The 17,820-nt window shown below is 69.3% G+C and carries 17 protein-coding genes; 7 read left to right on the top strand and 10 right to left on the bottom strand.

What is annotated here, in order from left to right; translation table 11 throughout:
• Positions 1-159: 159 nt before the first annotated feature.
• The 4 genes from manA to mmsA form a co-directional block, all read right to left on the bottom strand.
• Positions 160-1,335 (bottom strand): mannose-6-phosphate isomerase, class I, encoded by a 1,176-nt coding sequence (manA, locus tag ACQPZP_RS26400; protein WP_433472408.1) that lies wholly within the window; start codon positions 1,333-1,335, stop codon positions 160-162.
• Between the two features lie 71 nt (positions 1,336-1,406).
• On the bottom strand, positions 1,407-2,507 hold the full coding sequence (locus ACQPZP_RS26395; RefSeq protein WP_433472407.1) for a substrate-binding domain-containing protein: 1,101 nt from the start codon (positions 2,505-2,507) through the stop codon (positions 1,407-1,409).
• Positions 2,508-2,594: 87 nt separating this feature from the next.
• The gene (gene mmsB, locus ACQPZP_RS26390) at positions 2,595-3,914 is read right to left on the bottom strand and encodes a multiple monosaccharide ABC transporter permease (protein WP_433472406.1); all 1,320 of its coding nucleotides are present in this window, start codon (positions 3,912-3,914) and stop codon (positions 2,595-2,597) included.
• The gene (mmsA, locus tag ACQPZP_RS26385) at positions 3,911-5,482 is read right to left on the bottom strand and encodes a multiple monosaccharide ABC transporter ATP-binding protein (RefSeq protein WP_433479679.1); all 1,572 of its coding nucleotides are present in this window, start codon (positions 5,480-5,482) and stop codon (positions 3,911-3,913) included. The genes mmsB and mmsA overlap by 4 nt, the downstream gene beginning before the upstream one ends.
• Positions 5,483-5,823: 341 nt before the next feature.
• Between mmsA and ACQPZP_RS26380 the strand changes: the two genes are divergently transcribed.
• Both ACQPZP_RS26380 and ACQPZP_RS26375 read left to right on the top strand, forming a co-directional pair.
• Positions 5,824-7,035, top strand: a complete 1,212-nt coding sequence (locus ACQPZP_RS26380) for an ROK family transcriptional regulator (RefSeq protein ID WP_433472405.1) — start codon at positions 5,824-5,826, stop codon at positions 7,033-7,035.
• A 37-nt stretch (positions 7,036-7,072) separates the two neighbouring features.
• Positions 7,073-7,999, top strand: a complete 927-nt coding sequence (locus tag ACQPZP_RS26375) for an ROK family protein (protein ID WP_433472404.1) — start codon at positions 7,073-7,075, stop codon at positions 7,997-7,999.
• A gap of 428 nt (positions 8,000-8,427) precedes the next feature.
• Here the strand turns inward: ACQPZP_RS26375 and ACQPZP_RS26370 are convergent, their stop codons facing one another.
• Positions 8,428-9,633 (bottom strand): serine hydrolase domain-containing protein, encoded by a 1,206-nt coding sequence (locus tag ACQPZP_RS26370; RefSeq protein ID WP_433472403.1) that lies wholly within the window; start codon positions 9,631-9,633, stop codon positions 8,428-8,430.
• Between the two features lie 102 nt (positions 9,634-9,735).
• On the bottom strand, positions 9,736-10,659 hold the full coding sequence (locus ACQPZP_RS26365; RefSeq protein ID WP_433472402.1) for a HEAT repeat domain-containing protein: 924 nt from the start codon (positions 10,657-10,659) through the stop codon (positions 9,736-9,738).
• Between the two features lie 149 nt (positions 10,660-10,808).
• On the opposite strand from ACQPZP_RS26365, the gene ACQPZP_RS26360 reads away from it, so the two are divergent.
• The 3 genes from ACQPZP_RS26360 (at position 10,809) to ACQPZP_RS26350 (ending at position 13,953) form a co-directional block, all read left to right on the top strand.
• Positions 10,809-12,098 (top strand): MFS transporter, encoded by a 1,290-nt coding sequence (locus ACQPZP_RS26360; protein ID WP_433472401.1) that lies wholly within the window; start codon positions 10,809-10,811, stop codon positions 12,096-12,098.
• 115 nt (positions 12,099-12,213) lie between these two features.
• Positions 12,214-12,966, top strand: coding sequence for a hypothetical protein (locus ACQPZP_RS26355; RefSeq protein ID WP_433472400.1), 753 nt, complete (start codon positions 12,214-12,216; stop codon positions 12,964-12,966).
• Positions 12,967-13,125: 159 nt separating this feature from the next.
• Positions 13,126-13,953: an AfsR/SARP family transcriptional regulator gene (locus ACQPZP_RS26350; RefSeq protein WP_433472399.1), complete on the top strand. Its 828-nt coding sequence runs from the start codon at positions 13,126-13,128 to the stop codon at positions 13,951-13,953.
• Positions 13,954-14,005: 52 nt separating this feature from the next.
• Here ACQPZP_RS26350 and ACQPZP_RS26345 read toward each other — a convergent pair whose 3' ends face one another.
• The 3 genes from ACQPZP_RS26345 to ACQPZP_RS26335 are packed head-to-tail and all read right to left on the bottom strand — an operon-like array spanning position 14,006 to position 15,256.
• Complete coding sequence (locus ACQPZP_RS26345) at positions 14,006-14,395, bottom strand: peptidase inhibitor family I36 protein (RefSeq protein ID WP_433472398.1); 390 nt, start codon at positions 14,393-14,395, stop codon at positions 14,006-14,008.
• Positions 14,396-14,403: 8 nt separating this feature from the next.
• Positions 14,404-14,802 carry a peptidase inhibitor family I36 protein gene (locus ACQPZP_RS26340; RefSeq protein WP_433472397.1) on the bottom strand — a complete coding sequence of 133 codons (399 nt, stop codon included), beginning with the start codon at positions 14,800-14,802 and terminating at the stop codon, positions 14,404-14,406.
• A 19-nt stretch (positions 14,803-14,821) separates the two neighbouring features.
• Positions 14,822-15,256: a hypothetical protein gene (locus tag ACQPZP_RS26335; RefSeq protein WP_433472396.1), complete on the bottom strand. Its 435-nt coding sequence runs from the start codon at positions 15,254-15,256 to the stop codon at positions 14,822-14,824.
• A 181-nt stretch (positions 15,257-15,437) separates the two neighbouring features.
• Here ACQPZP_RS26335 and ACQPZP_RS26330 point away from each other — a divergent pair, with 181 nt between their 5' ends.
• Both ACQPZP_RS26330 and ACQPZP_RS26325 read left to right on the top strand, forming a co-directional pair.
• Positions 15,438-16,523: an NAD(P)H-dependent amine dehydrogenase family protein gene (locus ACQPZP_RS26330; RefSeq protein WP_433472395.1), complete on the top strand. Its 1,086-nt coding sequence runs from the start codon at positions 15,438-15,440 to the stop codon at positions 16,521-16,523.
• Between the two features lie 12 nt (positions 16,524-16,535).
• Entirely contained in the window at positions 16,536-17,288 is a 753-nt protein-coding gene (locus tag ACQPZP_RS26325; RefSeq protein ID WP_433472394.1) for a glucose 1-dehydrogenase, read from the top strand.
• 17 nt (positions 17,289-17,305) lie between these two features.
• Here ACQPZP_RS26325 and ACQPZP_RS26320 read toward each other — a convergent pair whose 3' ends face one another.
• A complete protein-coding gene (locus ACQPZP_RS26320) occupies positions 17,306-17,728 on the bottom strand; it encodes a hypothetical protein (RefSeq protein WP_433472393.1) in 423 nt (140 codons plus the stop codon).
• Positions 17,729-17,820: the final 92 nt, after the last annotated feature.

Raw genomic sequence — 17,820 nt, 5'->3', positions numbered from 1 at the left:
CCGAGCAGCGTGACATACCGGCGAGCAAATGCGCTGTGTGAGATACCGGCGGCGAACACCCCCTCCGTCCGCCGCCGAAGGGTCACCCGCGTCTTGGGAGCGATGCTGGTGGCCGGCCCCGCCCCCCACCTCCTCCGTTCGAATGTGAGGGGCGGGGCCTCAACTCCGGCCGCACGGGACGGATGCGCGGAATCCCAGCCCTTCGCCCTCGATCACCAGTGGGCCGGCGCCCTCATACGGCACGAACAGGGCCTCGCCCGGGCTGAGGAGTTCGGTGGCGTCACCTCGTGTCACGTGCAGGAAGCCCTCAAGGCAGAGGATCGCGCTGGGACCGGGGGCCGGAATGCCGATGTGCGGGCGTGGGCGCAGCCTGGTCAGCTGGAACTGCGGGGCGGGGGTGGCGTACAGTTCCTCGCCCGTCGCCAGGGGGCGCGGCTCCAGCACTTCAGGCCGCGCCGGGGTGAAGTCGGTGACGGCTTTGAGCTCGGACTGGTCGATGTGCTTGCCGGTCAGGCCTCCGCGGAGCACGTTGTCGGAGGAGGCCATGATCTCGATGGCGGTCCCGCGCAGGTACGCGTGGATGGTGCGCGGCGCCGTGTAGAGGGCCTCGCCGGGTTGGAGCGTGATCAGGTTGAAGAGCAGGGACGCGACGACCCCCGGGTCTTGCGGGTGGTGGGTCGCGATCATCGCCGCCGCGCGGTGTGCGGGGTCGGGGCCGCCGCCCGTTACCGCGGCTTCGCCGATCTCGGCGACCAGGGCGGGACGGTCGGCGACCGGCCATTCGTTCAGTGAGCCCAGCGCCGATTCGGGGCCGCCCTGTTCCAGGATGTCCGCGACGCGTCGCAGCCGGGGACCGTCCAGGCGGCGCAGCAGGCGCGCGGCCGCCTCGGGCGCGCGGAAACCGCACAGCGCGTCGAATGTGGTGACGGCGTAGACCAGTTCCGGTTTCGGCCAGTCGTCGCGGTAGTTGCGCGTCGGGGCGTCGAGCGGGATTCCGAGCGCCTCTTCCCGTGCGAATCCGCGGTGGGCCTGGCCGGCATCGGGGTGCACCTGGATCGACAGCGGCTCGGCGACGGCGAGGATCTTGAGCAGGAAGGGGAGGCGGTCGTGTGCGGGGCCCAGCAGGCCGGCCCGGTCCGCCTCGATCTCCTTCAGGAGGTCGGTTCCGCCGGCGATCCTGGACGGCGCCGACGGATGCGTCCCGATCCAGACCTCTGCCTCGGGGGTGGCGGTGGGTGACGGCCTGCCCTGCAGGTCCGCGATGGTCGTCCGTGAACCCCACGCATAGTCGCGTACGGGGTTGTCCAGCCGGTAGAGCTGCGTGCCAGTGTGCATTTCGTCAGGGTCTGCAGGTCGATGGAGAAACGGTCCGGCGGGACCGACGCCCCGCCGGACCGTTCAGGCGCTTACTTGGTGAGCTGGGAGAGCTTGGGGTCGGTGGCGTACGCCTGGGCGGCGTTCTCCTTGGTCACGATGACCGGCGGGAGCAGATACGCCGGGACGACCTTGGCGCCGTTGTTGTAGGACTTGGTGTCGTTGATCTGGGGCTTGCCGCCGCCCTGGAGGGTCTTGACCATGTTCACGGTCTCCCCGACGAGCTTGCGGGTGTCCTTGTTGATGGTGGAGTACTGCTCGCCGGCCATGATCGACTTGACGGACTCGACCTCGGAGTCCTGGCCGGTGACGACGGGGAGCGGCTTGCCGGCGCCCTTGACAGAGGTGAGGATCGCGCGGGCCAGGGTGTCGTTCGGCGACAGCACGCCGTCGACGTTCTTCTTGCTGTAGGTGGAGGTCAGCAGCGAGTCCATGCGCTGCTGCGCGCCCTCGGCCTTCCAGCCCTGGATGGCGGTCTGCTTGATGTTCGTCTGGCCGGAGCCGACCTTGACCTCGCCCTTGTCGATGAGCGGCTTGAGGACGCTCATCGCGCCGTTGAAGAAGACCGCGGAGTTGTTGTCGTCCGGCGAGCCGGAGAACAGCTCGATGGTCCACGGGCCCTTCGGCTTCTTGGCCTTCATGCCGTCCAGCAGGGCCTGCCCCTGCAGCTGGCCGACCTTGAAGTTGTCGAACGCGATGTAGTAGTCGACGTCCTTGGTGTTGGTGATGAGCCGGTCGTAGGCGATCACGATCGCGCCGGACTGCTTGGCCTGCGCCACCTGGGTGGACAGCTGTGCGGCGTCGGTCGCGCCGATGACGATGACCTTCGCGCCCTTGGTGACCATCGAGGAGATCTGGGCCTGCTGGTCGGCCACCGTGGTCGAGGCGCCCGCGTACTGCACGTCGGCCTTGAACCCGGCCTGCTTGAGGCCGTTGGTGAACAGGTCGCCGGCCAGGACCCAGTTCTCGGACGTCTTGGCGGGCAGCGCGACACCGATGAGGGAGTCCTTGGCGAAGCCCTTGCCCCCATCGCCGCTGTCCGACCCCTCTCGGTCGTTGGAGCAGGACGCGGCGGTGAGCGCGAGCATGGCTGCCGCGCCGACCGCGAGGGTCTTGGTGAAGAGTGAGCGCATTGTGGGGTGGCCTTTCTCGGTGTCTTACGAGGGGTGGTGGGTGCCGCGCCAGCGGCGGTGGTGGAACCTGGCGGTCGGCTGGAACGGTCAGCCGGTGGCCGTGGCCTTGTCCGCCTTATCGGCCGTATCGGCCTCGCCAGACGGCGGTGACGTCGTGTCCGGCGGCGACGACCCGTCGTCGCGTTTGAACGGACGCATGATCGATCCGAAGACCGAGAAGCGGCCCTGCTTGTTGTTGTAGACGTCCAGCGCGGCGGCGAGCAGGAGCACCAGGCCCTTGATGATCTGCACCCGGTCCGAGCCGACGCCCTCGAGCTGCAGGCCGTTGTTGAGCAGCGCCATGACCAGACCGCCGATGATCGAACCGCTGATGGTGCCGAGACCACCGGAGACGGCGGCGCCGCCGATGAACACCGCCGCGATCGCGTCGAGCTCCCAGTTCAGGCCGTCCTGTGGGCCGGAGGCGGCCGACCGCGCCACGAAGATCATGCCGGCCAGCGCGGCGAGGATCCCCATGTTCGTCATGACGAGGAAGTTGACCCGGCGGAGCTTCACGCCCGACAGTTCGGCGGCGCGGGCGTTGCCGCCGACCGCGTAGATGTGCCGGCCGCCGGCGGCGTTGCGGGTGTAGAACGAGTAGGCGATCACCAGGGCCGCCAGGATGATGCCGGAGATCGGCAGGCTGGTGCCGACCCGGCCGCCGGCGAAGCGCAGCGTGGCGAAGATGATGACGCCGAGCATCACGGCGAGCCGGATCCCCGAGACCCACAGCGGGGTGAGATCCGCGCCCATCTGCTGACGTACCTGCCGGGCGCGCCATTCCCGCCACACGACCGCGACGCAGGCGGCCAGGCCCAGCAGCAGGGTGGGGTTGTTGTAGCCGGTGTCGGGCCCGACCTCGGGCAGGAAGCCGGCCCCGATCTTGCGGAAGCCCTCCGGCACCGGCACCGTGTCGGCGTTGCCGACGTACTGGTTCGCGCCGCGGAACAGCAGCATCCCGGCCAGCGTCACGATGAACGCCGGCACCCCCGCATAGGCGACCCAGAAGCCCTGCCAGGCGCCGATGGCGGCGCCGACGAGCAGGCCGAACGCGATCGCGGCGGGCCACGGCAGATTGTGCTCGTCCATCGCCTTGGCGACCATGATGCCGGTGAACGCGGCGACCGAGCCGACCGACAGGTCGATGTGGCCGGCGACGATCACCATCAGCATGCCGACGGCGAGGATCAGGATGTAGGAGTACTGGCTGACGACCGCGATGAGGTTGCCCGACGTCAGGGTGAGGCCGTCGGTGAGGACCTGGAACAGCAGCACGATCGCCACCAGCGTGAAGATCATGCCGAACTGCCGGGCGTTGGACGTGGTGCCCCCGAAGAGGTTCTTCTTCAGCTCTTGGTATCGGCTCATTGCGTCGCCGTCTTCTTGGTAGAGGTCATCTGCTTCATGAGGACTTCGGGGTCGGCCTCGCCGCGCGGCACCTCGCCGGTGATGGTCCCCTCGAACACCGTGTAGATCCGGTCGCACAGGCCGATCAGCTCGGGAAGCTCGGAGGAGATGACGATGACCCCCTTGCCCTGGCCGGCGAGCCGCTGGATGATCCCGTAGATCTCGTACTTGGCGCCGACGTCGATGCCGCGCGTCGGCTCGTCGAGGATCAGCAGGTCCGGATCGGTGAACATCCACTTCGCCAGGACGACCTTCTGCTGGTTGCCGCCGGAGAGCTTGGTGACGCCCTCGTCGACCGTCGGCGTCTTGATCCGCAGGCTCTGGCGGTACTCGTCGGCGACCTTGTGCTCCCGGACCTTGTCGATCACGCCGCGCCGGACGATCTTCGACAGCTTGGCGGCGACGACCGAGGTCTTGATGTCGTCGAGGAGGTTGAGCCCGATCGCCTTGCGGTCCTCGCTGACGTAGGCCAGACCGTTCTTGATGGCGTCGGCGACCGTCTTGAGCTGGACCTCCTTGCCGTCCTTGTAGACGTGCCCGCCCTCCCAGGCCCCGTAGGACCGGCCGAACAGGCTCATCGCCAGTTCGGTGCGCCCGGCGCCCATGAGGCCTGCGAAGCCGACGATCTCGCCGCGGCGGACGGTGAAGCCGGAGTTCCTGCAGACCAGCCGCTCGGCGGAGACGGGGTGGCGCACGGTCCAGTCGCGGACCTCGAAGAACACCTCGCCGATGTCGGGGGTGCGGTCGGGGAACCGGCCGCTCAGCTCCCGGCCCACCATGCCGCGCACGATGCGGTCCTCGTCGACCCCGTCGGCCTGGACGTCGAGCGTCTCGATGGTCCGCCCGTCGCGCAGGATCGTGATCGAGTCGGCGACGGCCGCGATCTCGTTGAGCTTGTGCGAGATCATGATCGAGGTGATGCCCTGCCGCTTGAACTCGCGCAGCAGGTCGAGCAGGTGCCGCGAGTCGGTCTCGTTCAGGGCCGCGGTCGGCTCGTCCAGGATCAGCAGCTTCACGTCCTTGGCGAACGCCTTGGCGATCTCGACCAGCTGCTGCTTGCCGACGCCGATGTCGCTGACGAACGCGTCAGGGTCCTCCTTGAGGCCCACCTGCTCCATCAGCTCCAGGACGCGGTGGCGTGCGCCCCTCCAGTCGATCGCGCCGCCCCGCCGCGGCTCGTTGCCCAGGAAGACGTTCTCGGTGATCGACATCCCCGGCACCAGCGCGAGCTCCTGATGGATGATCACGATGCCGGCGTTCTCGCTCGCGCGGATGTCGCCGAACCTGACCTCCTCGCCGCGGTAGACGATCTCTCCGCTGTAGGTGCCGTGCGGGTGAACGCCGCTCAGCACCTTCACGAGGGTCGACTTCCCGGCGCCGTTCTCGCCGCAGATGGCGTGGATCTCGCCGGTGCGGACCGCCAGGTTGACGTCCGCCAAGGCGGTCACGCCGGGGAACGTCTTGGTGATCGACCGCATGTCGAGCAGAACCGGAGCGGGGCCCGCGTCCGTGACGCGATCGCCGTCCATGGCGGGGCCGGCGTCCTCGCCGGGGCCCGTGTCCTCAGCGGGATTCATGCCCGATGCCCCCTGCTCCGCAGCCCGCCACGGCTGCGCGTGTCCGGTCCCGGGGGACGCGGCGTGCCTCTGACATCAACTTCTCCGATGATCTTGCGTTTGCCGTTGGCCGTGGTCATGAGGGTTCGGCGTGACCCGGCCCGGGCGCACGCGTGTGACGCGCGTTACGTCGAGCACCTTAAATCCAATTGTTTTACAAAGTCAAAGGCAAGCGCAAGAATAGAGTCGGCGCCGGTCAGGGGACCGGGCGGAAAGGACCTTCGTTGCGGCGAGCAGGCACGAATCTTCCCAAGGTGGGGCGCTACAACCGGGCGGTGGTGCTGGATCAGATCCAGCTCGCCGACGGCATCAGCCGGGCCGAGATCGCCGAGCGCACGGGGCTGACGCCGCAGACCGTCTCCGGGATCACGCGGAAGCTGCTCGACGAGGGCATCGTGCGCGAGGACGGATCCAGCCGCGTCGCGGGGCTCGGGAAGCCCCGGACGAGGCTGCGGATCAACAGCGACGCCGGCAGCGCGGTGGGGCTCCACTTCGATCCGGTGGAGCTCGCCTGCGTGGTCGTCGACCTGGTCGGGCACCCCCTGGTGCTGAAGCGCCGCCCGACGCCGCCCGGCGCCCGGCCGGCCGAGGTCGTCGCGGCCATGGCGGACCTGGTCGGCGCCGTCCTCTCCGAAGCCGAAGTGCCCCGCGAGCGCGTGCTCGGCCTCGGCCTGGCCAGCCCCGGCCCGATCGACCAGGACCACGGCATGGTCGTCGCCCCGCCCAAGCTCGCCCACTGGACGCGAGTGCCGATGAAGCAGTTGCTGGGCGAAGCCACCGGCCTGCCGGTCACGCTGGACAACGACGCCACCGCCGCCGCGATAGGCGAACGCTGGTCAGGCGCCGGCCGGGGGGTCGCCAACTTCGCCTACTTCTTCTTCGGCACCGGCACCGGCGGCGGGCTGATCCTGGGCCACCAGGTCCACCGGGGCGGCTCGCTCAACGCCGGGGAGTTCGGGCACACCTCCGTGCAACCGGACGGTCCGCGCTGCTACTGCGGAAACCGGGGCTGCCTGGAAAGCCTGGTCAGCCCCGCCGCCATCACCGCCGAGACGCACCGCAGGCTCGCCGAGGAGCCGACCGGCAGCACGCTCGCGGTGCCGTTCCAGCGCGCCCCGGCCAGCGTTGACCACGACGCGGTTCTCAACGCCGCCGCTCAGGGCGACCCGCTCGCGACCGCGGTCATCGGTGACGCCGCCGAACTCGTCGCCTCCGTCGCCGTCAACGTCGTCAACATCGTCGACGTGGACCTGATCGTGCTGGGCGGTCGCGGCATCAGGCGCGTCGAGACGATCTTTCTCGACGCCGTCACCAAGGCTCTCGCTACCAGACCGCTCTCGCGCCCCGTCCGGGTCGCCGATGTCGCGGTGTCACCCCTCGGTCCCGACGCGGCCGTCGTCGGCGCCGCGTCGCTCGTGCTGCACGCCACCTACTCGCCACAGCTCTCGGCGCTCCTTGAGGACTGACCAGGGCGATCCCGTTGCTCCCACCAAGGAAATGCTCATGGACCATGACGTCGTGCTCGCGGTGGACATCGGCGGCACCAAGATCAGCGCCGGCCTGGTCGGCGCGGACGGACAGGTGCACCGGCAGGCCGAAGTCGCCACCCCCGCCACCGAAGCCCTCCTTGAGGAGGCGATGCGCGGGCTGCTCACCTCGGTGTCCGAGGGCGCGGCTCCGCGCGCGGTCGGGCTCGCTTCCGCAGGCCCGGTCGACCCGCGGAGCGGCCGCGTGAGTCCGGTGAACATCCCGGCGTGGCGAAACTTCCAGCTGCTCGGCCTGGTCGGCGCCATCATGCCCGGTGTGCCCTCCGTCCTGGTCGGGGACGGTATAGCGGCGGCGCTGGGCGAGCACTGGCTCGGCGCGGGCCGCGGCGTGGAGTCGATGCTCGGGATCGTTGTCTCAACGGGCGTCGGCGGCGGTCTCGTTCTCAACGGTGCGGCCTACCCCGGCCCCAGTGGCAACGCCGGCCACATCGGCCATGTCGTCGCCGATCCCGCGGGCCCGCCCTGCTCCTGCGGTGCGACCGGATGTGTCGAGGCCTATGCGAGCGGCCCGTCCATGGTCCGATGGGCCCGCGACCGGGGCTGGACGGGCGCCGACGCCCGCGCCCTCTCCGCCGATGCCGCCCAGGGTGACGCCGTCGCCCTCGCCGCGTTCGACCGGGGGACCCAGGCGCTGGCCCGCGGCATCGCCGCCACGACCGCACTGTGCGACCTGGACCGCATCGTGATCGGGGGCGGCGTCGCGGCGGCCGGCGAGCTGCTGTTCGCGCCACTGCGCGCGCACCTGGCCGGTTTCCTCACGCTGGACTACGTCCAGCGGCTGACCGTGGTGCCGTCCGAGCTCGGCCGTTCCGCCGGCCTGCTCGGCGCCGCCCGAAGTGCGCTCCCGGCCCCCCACCCAGCACCTGCCTGGTCGGCGCCGTAGGTCGACCAACGTGCCTGGGCAGTAGACCGCTGAACTCGGTATCGCATTCCTGATCTAGTGGATCAGCCTCTGTACCGCCTGCAGTCGCTCTTCGGCCCGGATGGCGTCCTGCTCACTCCGAGAGCCCATTTCCACGATCGCCCAATAGGCATCGACCGCCTCCCGAGCCAGGATTTGCGCTTCACTCACGGCATCCGGGGCGATATGGGAGGCGCCATGGAAACGGTAGAGAAGAAGGCCGGCGATCTCACCGAAGGCCGCGCAGAAACCCAGGTCAAGCGGATCGGTACAGATCAGCCTGAGAGGGCGGTCTAAGCAGGGCCGGCAGCGGCCGCCAAATGAGCAAACCGTTGAGCCTAGGGCTTTAGGACAGCGCATGATCTCTCGTTTGGAGAGGCCTTCGGCGGTGCGGGGGCGGGGTTGCCTGTTCAGGTTGCCCCGACGGCGTTGGCTACGGCGCGGAAGGCGACCGACAGTTCGGCGTAGTTGGACGAGTAGCCGATGTCCTGCGAGGTCTTGACGATCACTACGCCGTTGCGCGGGCTGACGTAGACGTATTGTCCGAACACGCCGTTCGCCGAGTAGTCGCCCGGGGTGGGGGCGGTCCACCATTGGTTGCCGTAGCCCCAGCCGAGTTGGCCGATCTTCTCCGGCCGGGAATAGGGGGCGGTGACGCGCGCATCGCGCACCCACCCGGCAGGCACGACCTGCCGTCCGTTCGCCTTGCCTCTGTTGAGATAGAGCAGCCCGAAGCGCGCCAGATCGCGGCTCGTCGCGTGATAGCAGCAGTAGCCCAGGCCGTTGCCCGCCCAGTCCTTGCCGAGGTACAGGGGGGACTGCATGCCCGCGGGCTTCCAGATCTTCTCCTGGACATAGGACGCCAGCGATCGTCCGGTCGCCTTGGTGAGGACCCAGGCGAGTACGAAGGAGTCCAGGCTGTTGTAGTTCCATTTGGTGCCGGAGGGCCTCTCGCGGACCGCCTCCTCGGCGACCTTCGTCATCGGGGTGCCGAAGACCAGGCGCAACTGCGCTGCCGTAGCGCCAGTGGTGAAGTTGAAATAGTTTGACTCGTCCCACTTCACGCCAGACGCCATGTGCAGCAGATCGCGCAGCGGAACGCCGTCGTACCCGGTGCCCTTCAACTCGGGCACGTAGCGGGTGACCGGATCTCCGAGCGCGTGGATCTTGCCCTCGCGGAGCGCCACGCCGAGCGCGGTGGCCGTGATCGACTTACCGATCGACCAGGTGTTGAACCGGCTGGTGGGGCCCTGCCCCTCGAAGTACCGCTCGTCGACGACCTTGTTGCCGCGCAGGACCACGAAGCTGAGCGTCGAGCTGCGGCGCAGGAAGTCCGACAGCGTCCGGCGCGTGCCGTTGTAGGTGTAGCCCACCTTCAGGGGCTTGCCCTTGCCTGTCAGCTGCACCGGTTTGGGGGATGGCTGCACGGGGGTGAGCGGGTAGTGGGGGAGGTGGATCAGCGCGGGGAAGGGGATCTGCTCCTGCTGCGCGGCGGCGGCTTTTGCATTGGCGGTCTTCGCGTGGCCGGCCGTCATACCTGTGACGGCCACCACGCCGGCGGTGGCCACCACTGGCACCAGGAGAGCGGCGATCGTGACCTTGGTGGGGATGGGCATGGTGATCAGCCTCGGATGGTCGCTACCGTCAGTGGGCGCGACTCTAACAGACAAAGATGTCTGTATGGCACGGATGTGCACCGCTCGGAACTCGGATTCGCGCTATGAGCTGGGATTTTGCTGCTGATCACGGCAATGGCTGCGCGTGCTGAAGCAGGTCCACCGGAGCCCACCGCGCCGACGGCGCTCGGTCTGCCACCGAGTCGGGCGAGCACCTGGCAGCGCGGGCCGCGCCGCGCGCCGCTGCCGCGCACGGTGACCAGTGACGTTCGGACTGAGCCCGATAAGGCGGCGTGCCGGGCTGTGTAGCCGCTGCTGCGGACTTGCAATCCGCGAACCAACAAACAGCCCGCGGGTAAGGGTCGTCACGTCGTCGCCCTGGGCTCCAGTTCCGCCGAGTACAGCCGTCGCAGGCCGGTCAGGTCGACCTCCCGGTAACAGTAGGTGCGCCCGCGGTCGTCTCTGCCCCCGTAGGCCGGGCTTGGAGAGACGCGAACTGGTACACGACTTTGCGTCGAGCCGGGTGAGGCACGCCAGGGCGGAATTCCGGACGTAGGGACTGTCATCGTGCGCGGCAGCGTCGGCGAGTGCCTTTGTAGCGCTGGGGTCGCCAGTCCGTGCGAGATTACCGGCCGCGTACTGCCTGGTGGCGGCATCTCGGTGACGGCGGAGGGTGCGGATCAAGCGACGAGTCTTCCGGCGTTGGCGGAATGGGAGCTTTGCTGGCTCGATGACCACGCTCACGACGATATTGACCGGGGGCACCACATGGGCTAATCCGGTCGCGTGCTGAACTGTCGATGCGCCAATCCGGGGTAGTGTCGCGCTGCCCCACCGTTTGCCGACTGGGACGCTGCCCGTTCCAAATCGAGCCCATGGCGCCGCGGAGTCCGGCGCGGGGAATCCAATAGCCCACCTCCACCGCACCGGGGCAGACCACGTTTCCCAGGCTGCATGTTGTGGCCCGATCGTCGTTGCGGAGGGCCTGGGCTGGGGGTGACAATCCTGGATGTACCGGCTGGTCATTTCGGCGAAGTGTTGGGGGCGTTGCTTGTGAACGCCGCATGTCTGCGGTGCGCCTTGGTGTGCGCGCCAGACGTCGACCACTTCGCTTCGCCCACCGGCTGACGTGCTTCGCTCAAGGTGGGCGCTTCCCCTCATGGGAGGCCGCCGTAGTGTCCGAAGACTTCTTGCCCGATGATCGCCGTCCGCTGGCAACGGTTCTTGCCGCCAACGTCGTTTCGATCACCGGGAATTGCCTTACGAGTATGGGCGTGCCGTGGTTCGTGCTGCAGAGCACGGGCAGTGCCGCTAAGGCCGGGATCGTCGCGTTCTGCGCGATGCTGCCCGTGGTGGTGGCTGCGCTTGTCGGTGGTCCGGTCATCGACCGGATCGGGCGGCGGCGGGTGGCCGTGATTTCGGACCTCGCCTGCGGGGTGGCCGTTGCGGCGATCCCGCTGCTGCAGTTCACCGACGTCCTGAATTTCTGGATGCTGTGCGTGCTGATGGCAGTCACGGGGCTGTTCCGTGCGCCGGGTGAAACTGCCCGCGGTGTGCTGTTGCCCGCGCTCGCCGAACGCGGGGGAATGCCGCTGACCAGGGCTGCCGGGTTGTACGACGGTGCGTCGCGCTGTGCGGCGCTGACCGGATCGGCGCTCGGGGGTGTGCTGATCGCCGTTATCGGCGCCGAGTACGTCCTGTTGGTGGATGCCGTGACCTTCGCCGTGTCCGCTCCGCTGTTCGCATTCGGGGTGCGCGACCTGTCTGAGGCGCGGGCCCACCCGCAGGCCGAGCCGGCGTCGCTGCGTGTCTACCGTCGTGAGCTGGGGGAGGGATATCGCTTCGTGGCGGCCACGCCGTTGCTCCTGGGCGTGTGCCTCATGACGCTGGTGACCAGGGGCCTCGACCAGGGTTGGAGTGCCGTGCTCCTTCCTGTGCATGTCCGTGAGGAGCTGGGGTCTTCCGTCGAACTCGGTCTGCTGGAGGCTGCGTTCGGGGTCTGCGCACTTACGGGGGCGCTGGTCTATGGGGTGGTGGGCAGCCGCTTTCGGCGGTGGCCGGTGTTCACGGTCGCGCTTCTGATCGTGGGTCTGCCGCGGTTCGTGGTGGCCGCCTTCACCGACACTTTCGCGCCACTGGCGTTGATGATGGCGGTCGAGGGTCTCGCCTGCGGTGTGCTCAACCCCATCATGGCCACAGTGACGTATGAGACGGTGCCGGAGGAGCTTCGCAGCCGCGTGCTCAGCGCGACGACGGCCTCGTTCCAGCTGGTCACCCCGCTGGGCGCGCTGACTGCGGGCTTCCTTGTGAATTCGGTCGGCCTGTCCTTCGCGCTGCCGGCGGTCGGCGGCGTGTATCTGCTCGCGACGCTGTGCCCGGTGATCTTCCCTGCCTGGAGGCAGATGGACCGTGCCGGGTCTACTCACGACAGGAGGTGGGCTCGCCGCCCCACGGTCCCGGGTTGACCGGACGCGCACCCCTGAACCAGGGCCGCGCTCACGGTGGCCGATCTTCTGACAGACCGTGGCCGCCGGTGGGTAGTCACAATGAGTGCGCCCCGCTCGACCACAGGAGTGCTTCTTGCCCGCCGTGCCAGTCCCCCCGCCCGCTCCCGAAGACGCGTCCACCTGGACCGAGTTCACCGCCAAGCTCCGTGCCCTGCATGAATGGTGCGGGAGTCCCAAGTACCGCGCCCTCTGCGGGCGCTGCCCCGGCTTGTCTCCGGCCGCGGTCTCCAACCTCATCGGCAAGAATCCGCTGTCCATGCCGCCGGAGACGGCCACGGCCCGGTTCGTCGAGGCGTGCCTGCGGTTCGGGGGGTGGCCGTCGCCTGAGAGCGAGGTGGCGAAGTGGGTCGCTCATCGGCGGCTTCTCGCCGATCCGGGTTCGGCCGGGGAGGCCGCGTCGCCGAGGCGCTTAGCGTGGCGTGGTCTCTGGTTCGCGGTCGCCGGGCTCGTGGTGCTGGTCGTGGCCGGGACGGTCTGGGCCGTCGCCCGGAGTGCGGACGCCGGGTGCCAGCAGGTGAGCGGCTCGATCGAGGACTCGCGGACGCAGCGGACCTGGGACCGCCTCTTCCAATGCCCGAACCGGCCGCGCGTCGCCGTCTACGAGAAGGCGGGGTTCGGCACCGAGGTCGCCGTGCTGGAGACCGACCCGAGCTGGTTCATCTGCTGGACGCGCGGTCAGCGGCACTCCGGCGGCAACGACGTCTGGTACTACACGCAGGGCGACCGGTCGACCGGGATGCCCGAGCTGGACGGTTGGGGGTATGTTCCCGCGTCCGATCTGCGGGTCGGGGCCGCGCCCGATCCGGGGATTACTCGGCGCTGCTGACCTGCGCGTTCGCTGTTCTGAACGTTCTGAACGGCGCCGGGCCGAACCGGCGGGGCCATCCGCTGTCTAAGGTGCTGGGGACCCCGCACGCTCCACCCCGCAACGAAGCTCAGGGAAAGGGTGACGCGACGGGTGACGGACCGTGTGAATTTTCGGATCTTGGGGCCGCTGCGCGCCGGTGTGCGCGGCGAGCCTGCCGACCTCGGCGGGCGCAGGGCGCGGCTGGTGCTCGCGGCGCTGCTGCTGGAGCCGGACCGGCCGGTCCCGGTGCACAGGCTGGTGGACGTGGTCTGGCCGGAGCGCCCGCCGGCGTCCGCGCGGACCCAGGTCGCCATCGCGGTGTCCGGGCTGCGGCGGGCGTTCCGCGAGGCGGGCTGCGACCGGCATGTGATCGAGACCGTCCGGCCCGGGTACCGGATCCCCGCGCAGGCGGGGTCGATCGACGCCCTCGACGCGGAGGAGCGGATCTCGGGGGCGCGCAGGCTGGCCCTGGAGGGACGGCTCGACGAGTCCGCCGAGCTGTACCGCTGTGCGCTGGCGCTGTGGGACGGGCCGGTGCTCGCCGGGCTCCGCCGCGGGCCGATCGAGACGGGTGCGCTCCGGTGGGAGGAGCTGCGGCTGACCGCGGTCGAGGAGGCGGCGCAGGCGGAACTCGCGCTGGGACGCCACCATCGGCTGGTCGGCGACCTCATGGGGCCGGTGGGGGAGCACCCGTACCGGGAGCGGCTGCGGGCCCTGCTGATGCTGGCGCTCGCGAGAGCGGGACGGCAGAGCGAGGCCCTTGACGTCTACAGCGAGGGACGTCGCCGGCTGGACGAGGAACTGGGTCTGGAGCCGGGGCCCGAGCTGCGCGACCTCCAGACGGCCATCCTGCGGGACGATCCGTACACGCATCCGCGTGGCGTCTCGTACTGTGCCGGGTCGTGCGGCCGGGCGCTTCGCTGGCGGCGGACGGCGGGTCCGGTGCGCGGCGTCCGGTCCTGCTGACGGCGAAGAGGCCGCCGGGCACGTGAGCGCTCGGCGGCCTCTTCGTGGAGGGTCAGTTCACCCATCGGTGGGAGCGCCATGGCTGGCCCTCCCAGAAGCTGTCCCGCTCACCGGCGGGGATGGTGCCCCAGTAGCCCTTGTAGTCGGCGAGCCGGTAGACCCTCACCTTGCTGTACGAGCCGGTGTAGCCGTTGTTCCAGTAGGAGCCGACGAAGAACTTCGGGTTGCATCGGACGTCGCCGCCGTACCAGTCGGGGTCGTCGCCGTCCCACGCGCACTTGATGCCCGTGCCGTTCTTCCCGTTCCAGACGCAGAAGTCGCCCTTCGCACAGGAGCCCTGCCAGGCGGCCGCGCCGGTGCCGGCCTGGGCCGCGGCGGGCGCCAGGACGGTGGCGAGCCCCGCGACGGCCATGCCGGCGACGGTGATCCGGACCTTGTTCACGCCGCCCCCTACTTGGACCACTTGTGCGAGCGGATGGGGATGCCCGCGGCGTTGACCGGCTGCGAGGTGACCGGCATCGGGTCGTAGAGCTCGGTCCCGTAGTTGGCGTACTTGTAGAACCGGACCTTGTTGTACGGGTCGCTCGTGTACCCGTTGTTCCAGATGCTGTAGACCTTGAAGCCGTGCGGCTTGCACTGGACGGCCCCGCCCTGCCAGTCGGGGTCGTTGCCGGTCCAGTTGCAGCGGACGCCGGTGGCGTTCTTGCCGCTCCACACGCACACGTCGCCCTTCGGGCAGACTCCGTCGGTGCTCCTGGTGGTCGCGGCCATCGCCGCCGAGGGCGCCACGGCGGTGATGGCCCCCGCCACCACCGCACCGGCCAGCAGGCCGGTCCGGATCCTGTTCATCTCTCTCCCCGTCGTTCGCTCAGTAGACCTTGGAGCAGGTCTTGATGGTCTTGCCGTTGACGTCCACGGCCTTGTCGTCGCTGTTGCCGGGCCCGGTCAGGAAGTAGGCCGACACCCAGCCGCGCTTGGCGCCCTGGTCCAGGTCGGTGTAGAGCCACCAGTGGTTGGTGCCGTGCTCGCCGGAGTGCTCCTGGCCCCACTTCTTGCAGAAGACGTAGTTCGACCCCTGGTAGAGGTAGCCGACGTGGGACCCGCACTTTAGGTAGTTGGGGTTGGCGAACGCCTTGTCGAACGTCCGCACCCACTGCTTGCCGTCGATCTTCGCGTCCGTCCAGCAGGCGGCCTTGGGGCTCGCGCCGGACCCGCCGTCCGCCCACGCCGCCGCCCCCGCCGGGAGCGCTCCCAGCGCGGCCCCCGCCGCGAGGACACCCACCATGATCCGTGCCTTGTACATCCCTTTCTCCCCGCTCGTGTGCATCAACGCCGATCACGTTAGAGAAGCGCGTTATCGAACCCTTATCGCCTTCATCGGGCCGACGCGACAGTAGAACGTGTTCTACTGGTTCTGGAATAATGACTGGACAGGTGTCCGGCGCCGGAGGGCCGGCTCGTCCCACCGCCCATCGAGGAGAACCATGGCCATCCGCGTTCTTCACGTGGCGACCGGCAACGTCGGCCGCATCGCGCTGTCACAGCTGATCGAGGACCCTCGCTTCGTCCTGGACGGGCTGGTCGTGTCGAGCCCCGAGAAGGTCGGGCGGGACGCCGGCGAGCTCGCCGGCCTCGACACGGTCACGGGTGTGGTGGCCACCGACGACCTGGACGCGGCACTGGCCGCGCGGCCGGAGTGCACCGTCTATTGCGCGCTCGGGGAGACCCGGCTGTTCGAGGCGCTCGGTGACATCCAGAAGATCCTCGCCGCCGGCAGCAACGTCGTGGCCTCTTCACCGGTGCCGCTGATCCACCCCTGGGGCGTGCTGCCGGAGCGCATGATCGACCCCGTGGAGGACGCCTGCCGGACGGGCGGGGCGAGCGTCTTCGTCACCGGAGTGGACCCCGGGTGGGTCAACGACCTGCTGCCCTTCGCGATCGCCGGCACCTGCCAGCGGGTGGAGCAGGTGCGCTGCTCGGAGATCGCCGACTACGCGACCTATGACGGCGGACCGGTCATGTTCGACTTCATGGGCTTCGGCCGGCCGGTCGGGGACCTGCCGAAGATGTTCAAGCCCGGAATGCTGGCGGCATCCTGGGGGGTCAGCCTCCGGATGCTGGCCCGGGGTTTCGGTTTCGACCTCGACGAGATCACGGAGTGGTTCGAACAGGAGCCGGCGCCGGAGGCGTTCGACGTGGCCGCCGGCCACATCCCCGCGGGCGGAGTGGCGGCGATGCGGTTCCAGATCCGTGGCCTCGCCGGCGGCAGGGAGGTACTCGTCATCGACCACACGACCAGGCTTCGCGGCGACCTGCGTCCCGACTGGCCACAGCCGGCACAGGACGGGGGCTCCTACCGGGTCGAGATCGTCGGCGAACCGTCCTACCGCGTCGACGTCTGCCCGACCAGCGCCAAGGGAGACCACAACTACGCCGCGATCGCCGCGGGCGCCGGGCGCATCGTCAACTCGATCCCCGACGTCGTCGCGGCGCCGCCGGGGCTTCGGACACCGCTCGACCTGCCCTTCAACACCGCCCGGGGCGTCTTCGCGACGACACTGGCCGGCTGAGACCCAGGAGAGATGAGGACACAGACGATGGGACGCGTGGACGGGAAGGTCGCCCTGATCAGCGGAGGTGCGCGCGGCATCGGAGCGGCCGCCGCCCGGGCGCTGGCCGCCGAGGGCGCCAAGGTCGTGATCGGCGACATCCTGGACGAGGACGGCAAGGCCGTCGCAGACCGGCTGGGTGAAGCGGGCCGCTATGTGCACCTCGACGTGACGAGCGCCGAGGATTGGGCGGCCGCCGTCGAGACCACCGTCAGCGAGTTCGGCACCCTCAACGTGCTGTTCAACAACGCGGGGATCGCCAACGGCGCGGCCATCAACCGCTTCAAGCTGGAGAAGTGGCAGCAGATCATCGATGTCAACCTCACCGGCCCGTTCCTGGGCATCCGCGCGGCCGCCGACGCGCTGATCGCGGCCGGCGGCGGCTCGATCATCAACAACTCCTCCATCGAGGGCCTCCGCGGCACGTCGTGGGCACACGGCTACGTGGCGTCCAAGTGGGGTCTGCGCGGCCTGACCAAGTCGGTCGCCACGGAGCTCGCCCCGCACGGCATCCGGGTCAACTCGCTGCACCCCGGCCTGATCCGGACCCCGATCACCGAAGGCATCCCCGACGACATGATCCCGATCCCGCTCGGACGCCCCGGCCGGCCTGAGGAGGTCGCCTCCTTCGTGGTCTTCCTAGCCAGCGACGAGTCCTCCTACGCCACCGGATCCGAGTTCGTCATGGACGGCGGCACCGTCAACCAGATCCCGCACAAGGACTGAGCGGAGGAGAGCGTCGCCTACCGGCCTTGCTCTGTCCGTTCATGCCGGTGCTCACCGGAACGGCCTGCTCGCTTTGCGATGGCGACCCCGGCTCCGATCGCCGCGGCCACCGGCCACTCGATGACACCGAACACCGCCAAGGCGCCGAGCCCGGTGTAGTAGGCCAGCCGGTCCGGCGGTGGGAGGAACGAGGTCACGGCCTTACCGGCCGCCACCATTTCGTCGCCGCTCACCGGAAGGTTCGGCGTCGGCACCTGAACCTTGTGGACGGTGAGGTGCGGGGTAACGACCGGAACGGTGGCCGTCCGATGTGCCGTTTCAGCACTCTCCTTCGGCGCGCGGCGTTTGGCGGTGGCAGCCCGGCCCTTGGTCTGGGGCTTCTCTTTCTGCGTGGCACGGCCACGAGTGGTTGCGGTCCTGGTCCGTTGGGTCGCTGCCATATCTCTCCCTCTGGAGAGGTTCTCGGCCTCTCATTATCGTTCGGAGACGGGTCTGCATGCTCTCCACGCGCCCGTCGCCCCCAGGTACCCGC

The sequence above is a fragment of the Spirillospora sp. CA-142024 genome, from assembly GCF_050942325.1.
GTDB lineage: Bacteria > Actinomycetota > Actinomycetes > Streptosporangiales > Streptosporangiaceae > Spirillospora.
Note: the sequence above shows the minus strand (reverse complement) of the source record. Positions and strands in the feature narration are given on the sequence as shown.

Excerpts from the sequence above, each read along its gene's own strand:
- ACQPZP_RS26325 (WP_433472394.1), top strand. The coding sequence starts at position 16,536 with ATGAGGACACAGACGATGGGACGCGTGGACGGGAAGGTCGCCCTGATC.
- ACQPZP_RS26330 (WP_433472395.1), top strand. The coding sequence starts at position 15,438 with ATGGCCATCCGCGTTCTTCACGTGGCGACCGGCAACGTCGGCCGCATC.
- ACQPZP_RS26340 (WP_433472397.1), bottom strand. The coding sequence starts at position 14,802 with ATGAACAGGATCCGGACCGGCCTGCTGGCCGGTGCGGTGGTGGCGGGG.
- ACQPZP_RS26320 (WP_433472393.1), bottom strand. The coding sequence starts at position 17,728 with ATGGCAGCGACCCAACGGACCAGGACCGCAACCACTCGTGGCCGTGCC.
- manA (WP_433472408.1), bottom strand. The coding sequence starts at position 1,335 with ATGCACACTGGCACGCAGCTCTACCGGCTGGACAACCCCGTACGCGAC.
- mmsA (WP_433479679.1), bottom strand. The coding sequence starts at position 5,482 with ATGGACGGCGATCGCGTCACGGACGCGGGCCCCGCTCCGGTTCTGCTC.
- mmsB (WP_433472406.1), bottom strand. The coding sequence starts at position 3,914 with ATGAGCCGATACCAAGAGCTGAAGAAGAACCTCTTCGGGGGCACCACG.
- ACQPZP_RS26365 (WP_433472402.1), bottom strand. The coding sequence starts at position 10,659 with ATGACCAGCCGGTACATCCAGGATTGTCACCCCCAGCCCAGGCCCTCC.
- ACQPZP_RS26370 (WP_433472403.1), bottom strand. The coding sequence starts at position 9,633 with ATGCCCATCCCCACCAAGGTCACGATCGCCGCTCTCCTGGTGCCAGTG.
- ACQPZP_RS26395 (WP_433472407.1), bottom strand. The coding sequence starts at position 2,507 with ATGCGCTCACTCTTCACCAAGACCCTCGCGGTCGGCGCGGCAGCCATG.
- ACQPZP_RS26335 (WP_433472396.1), bottom strand. The coding sequence starts at position 15,256 with ATGTACAAGGCACGGATCATGGTGGGTGTCCTCGCGGCGGGGGCCGCG.
- ACQPZP_RS26375 (WP_433472404.1), top strand. The coding sequence starts at position 7,073 with ATGGACCATGACGTCGTGCTCGCGGTGGACATCGGCGGCACCAAGATC.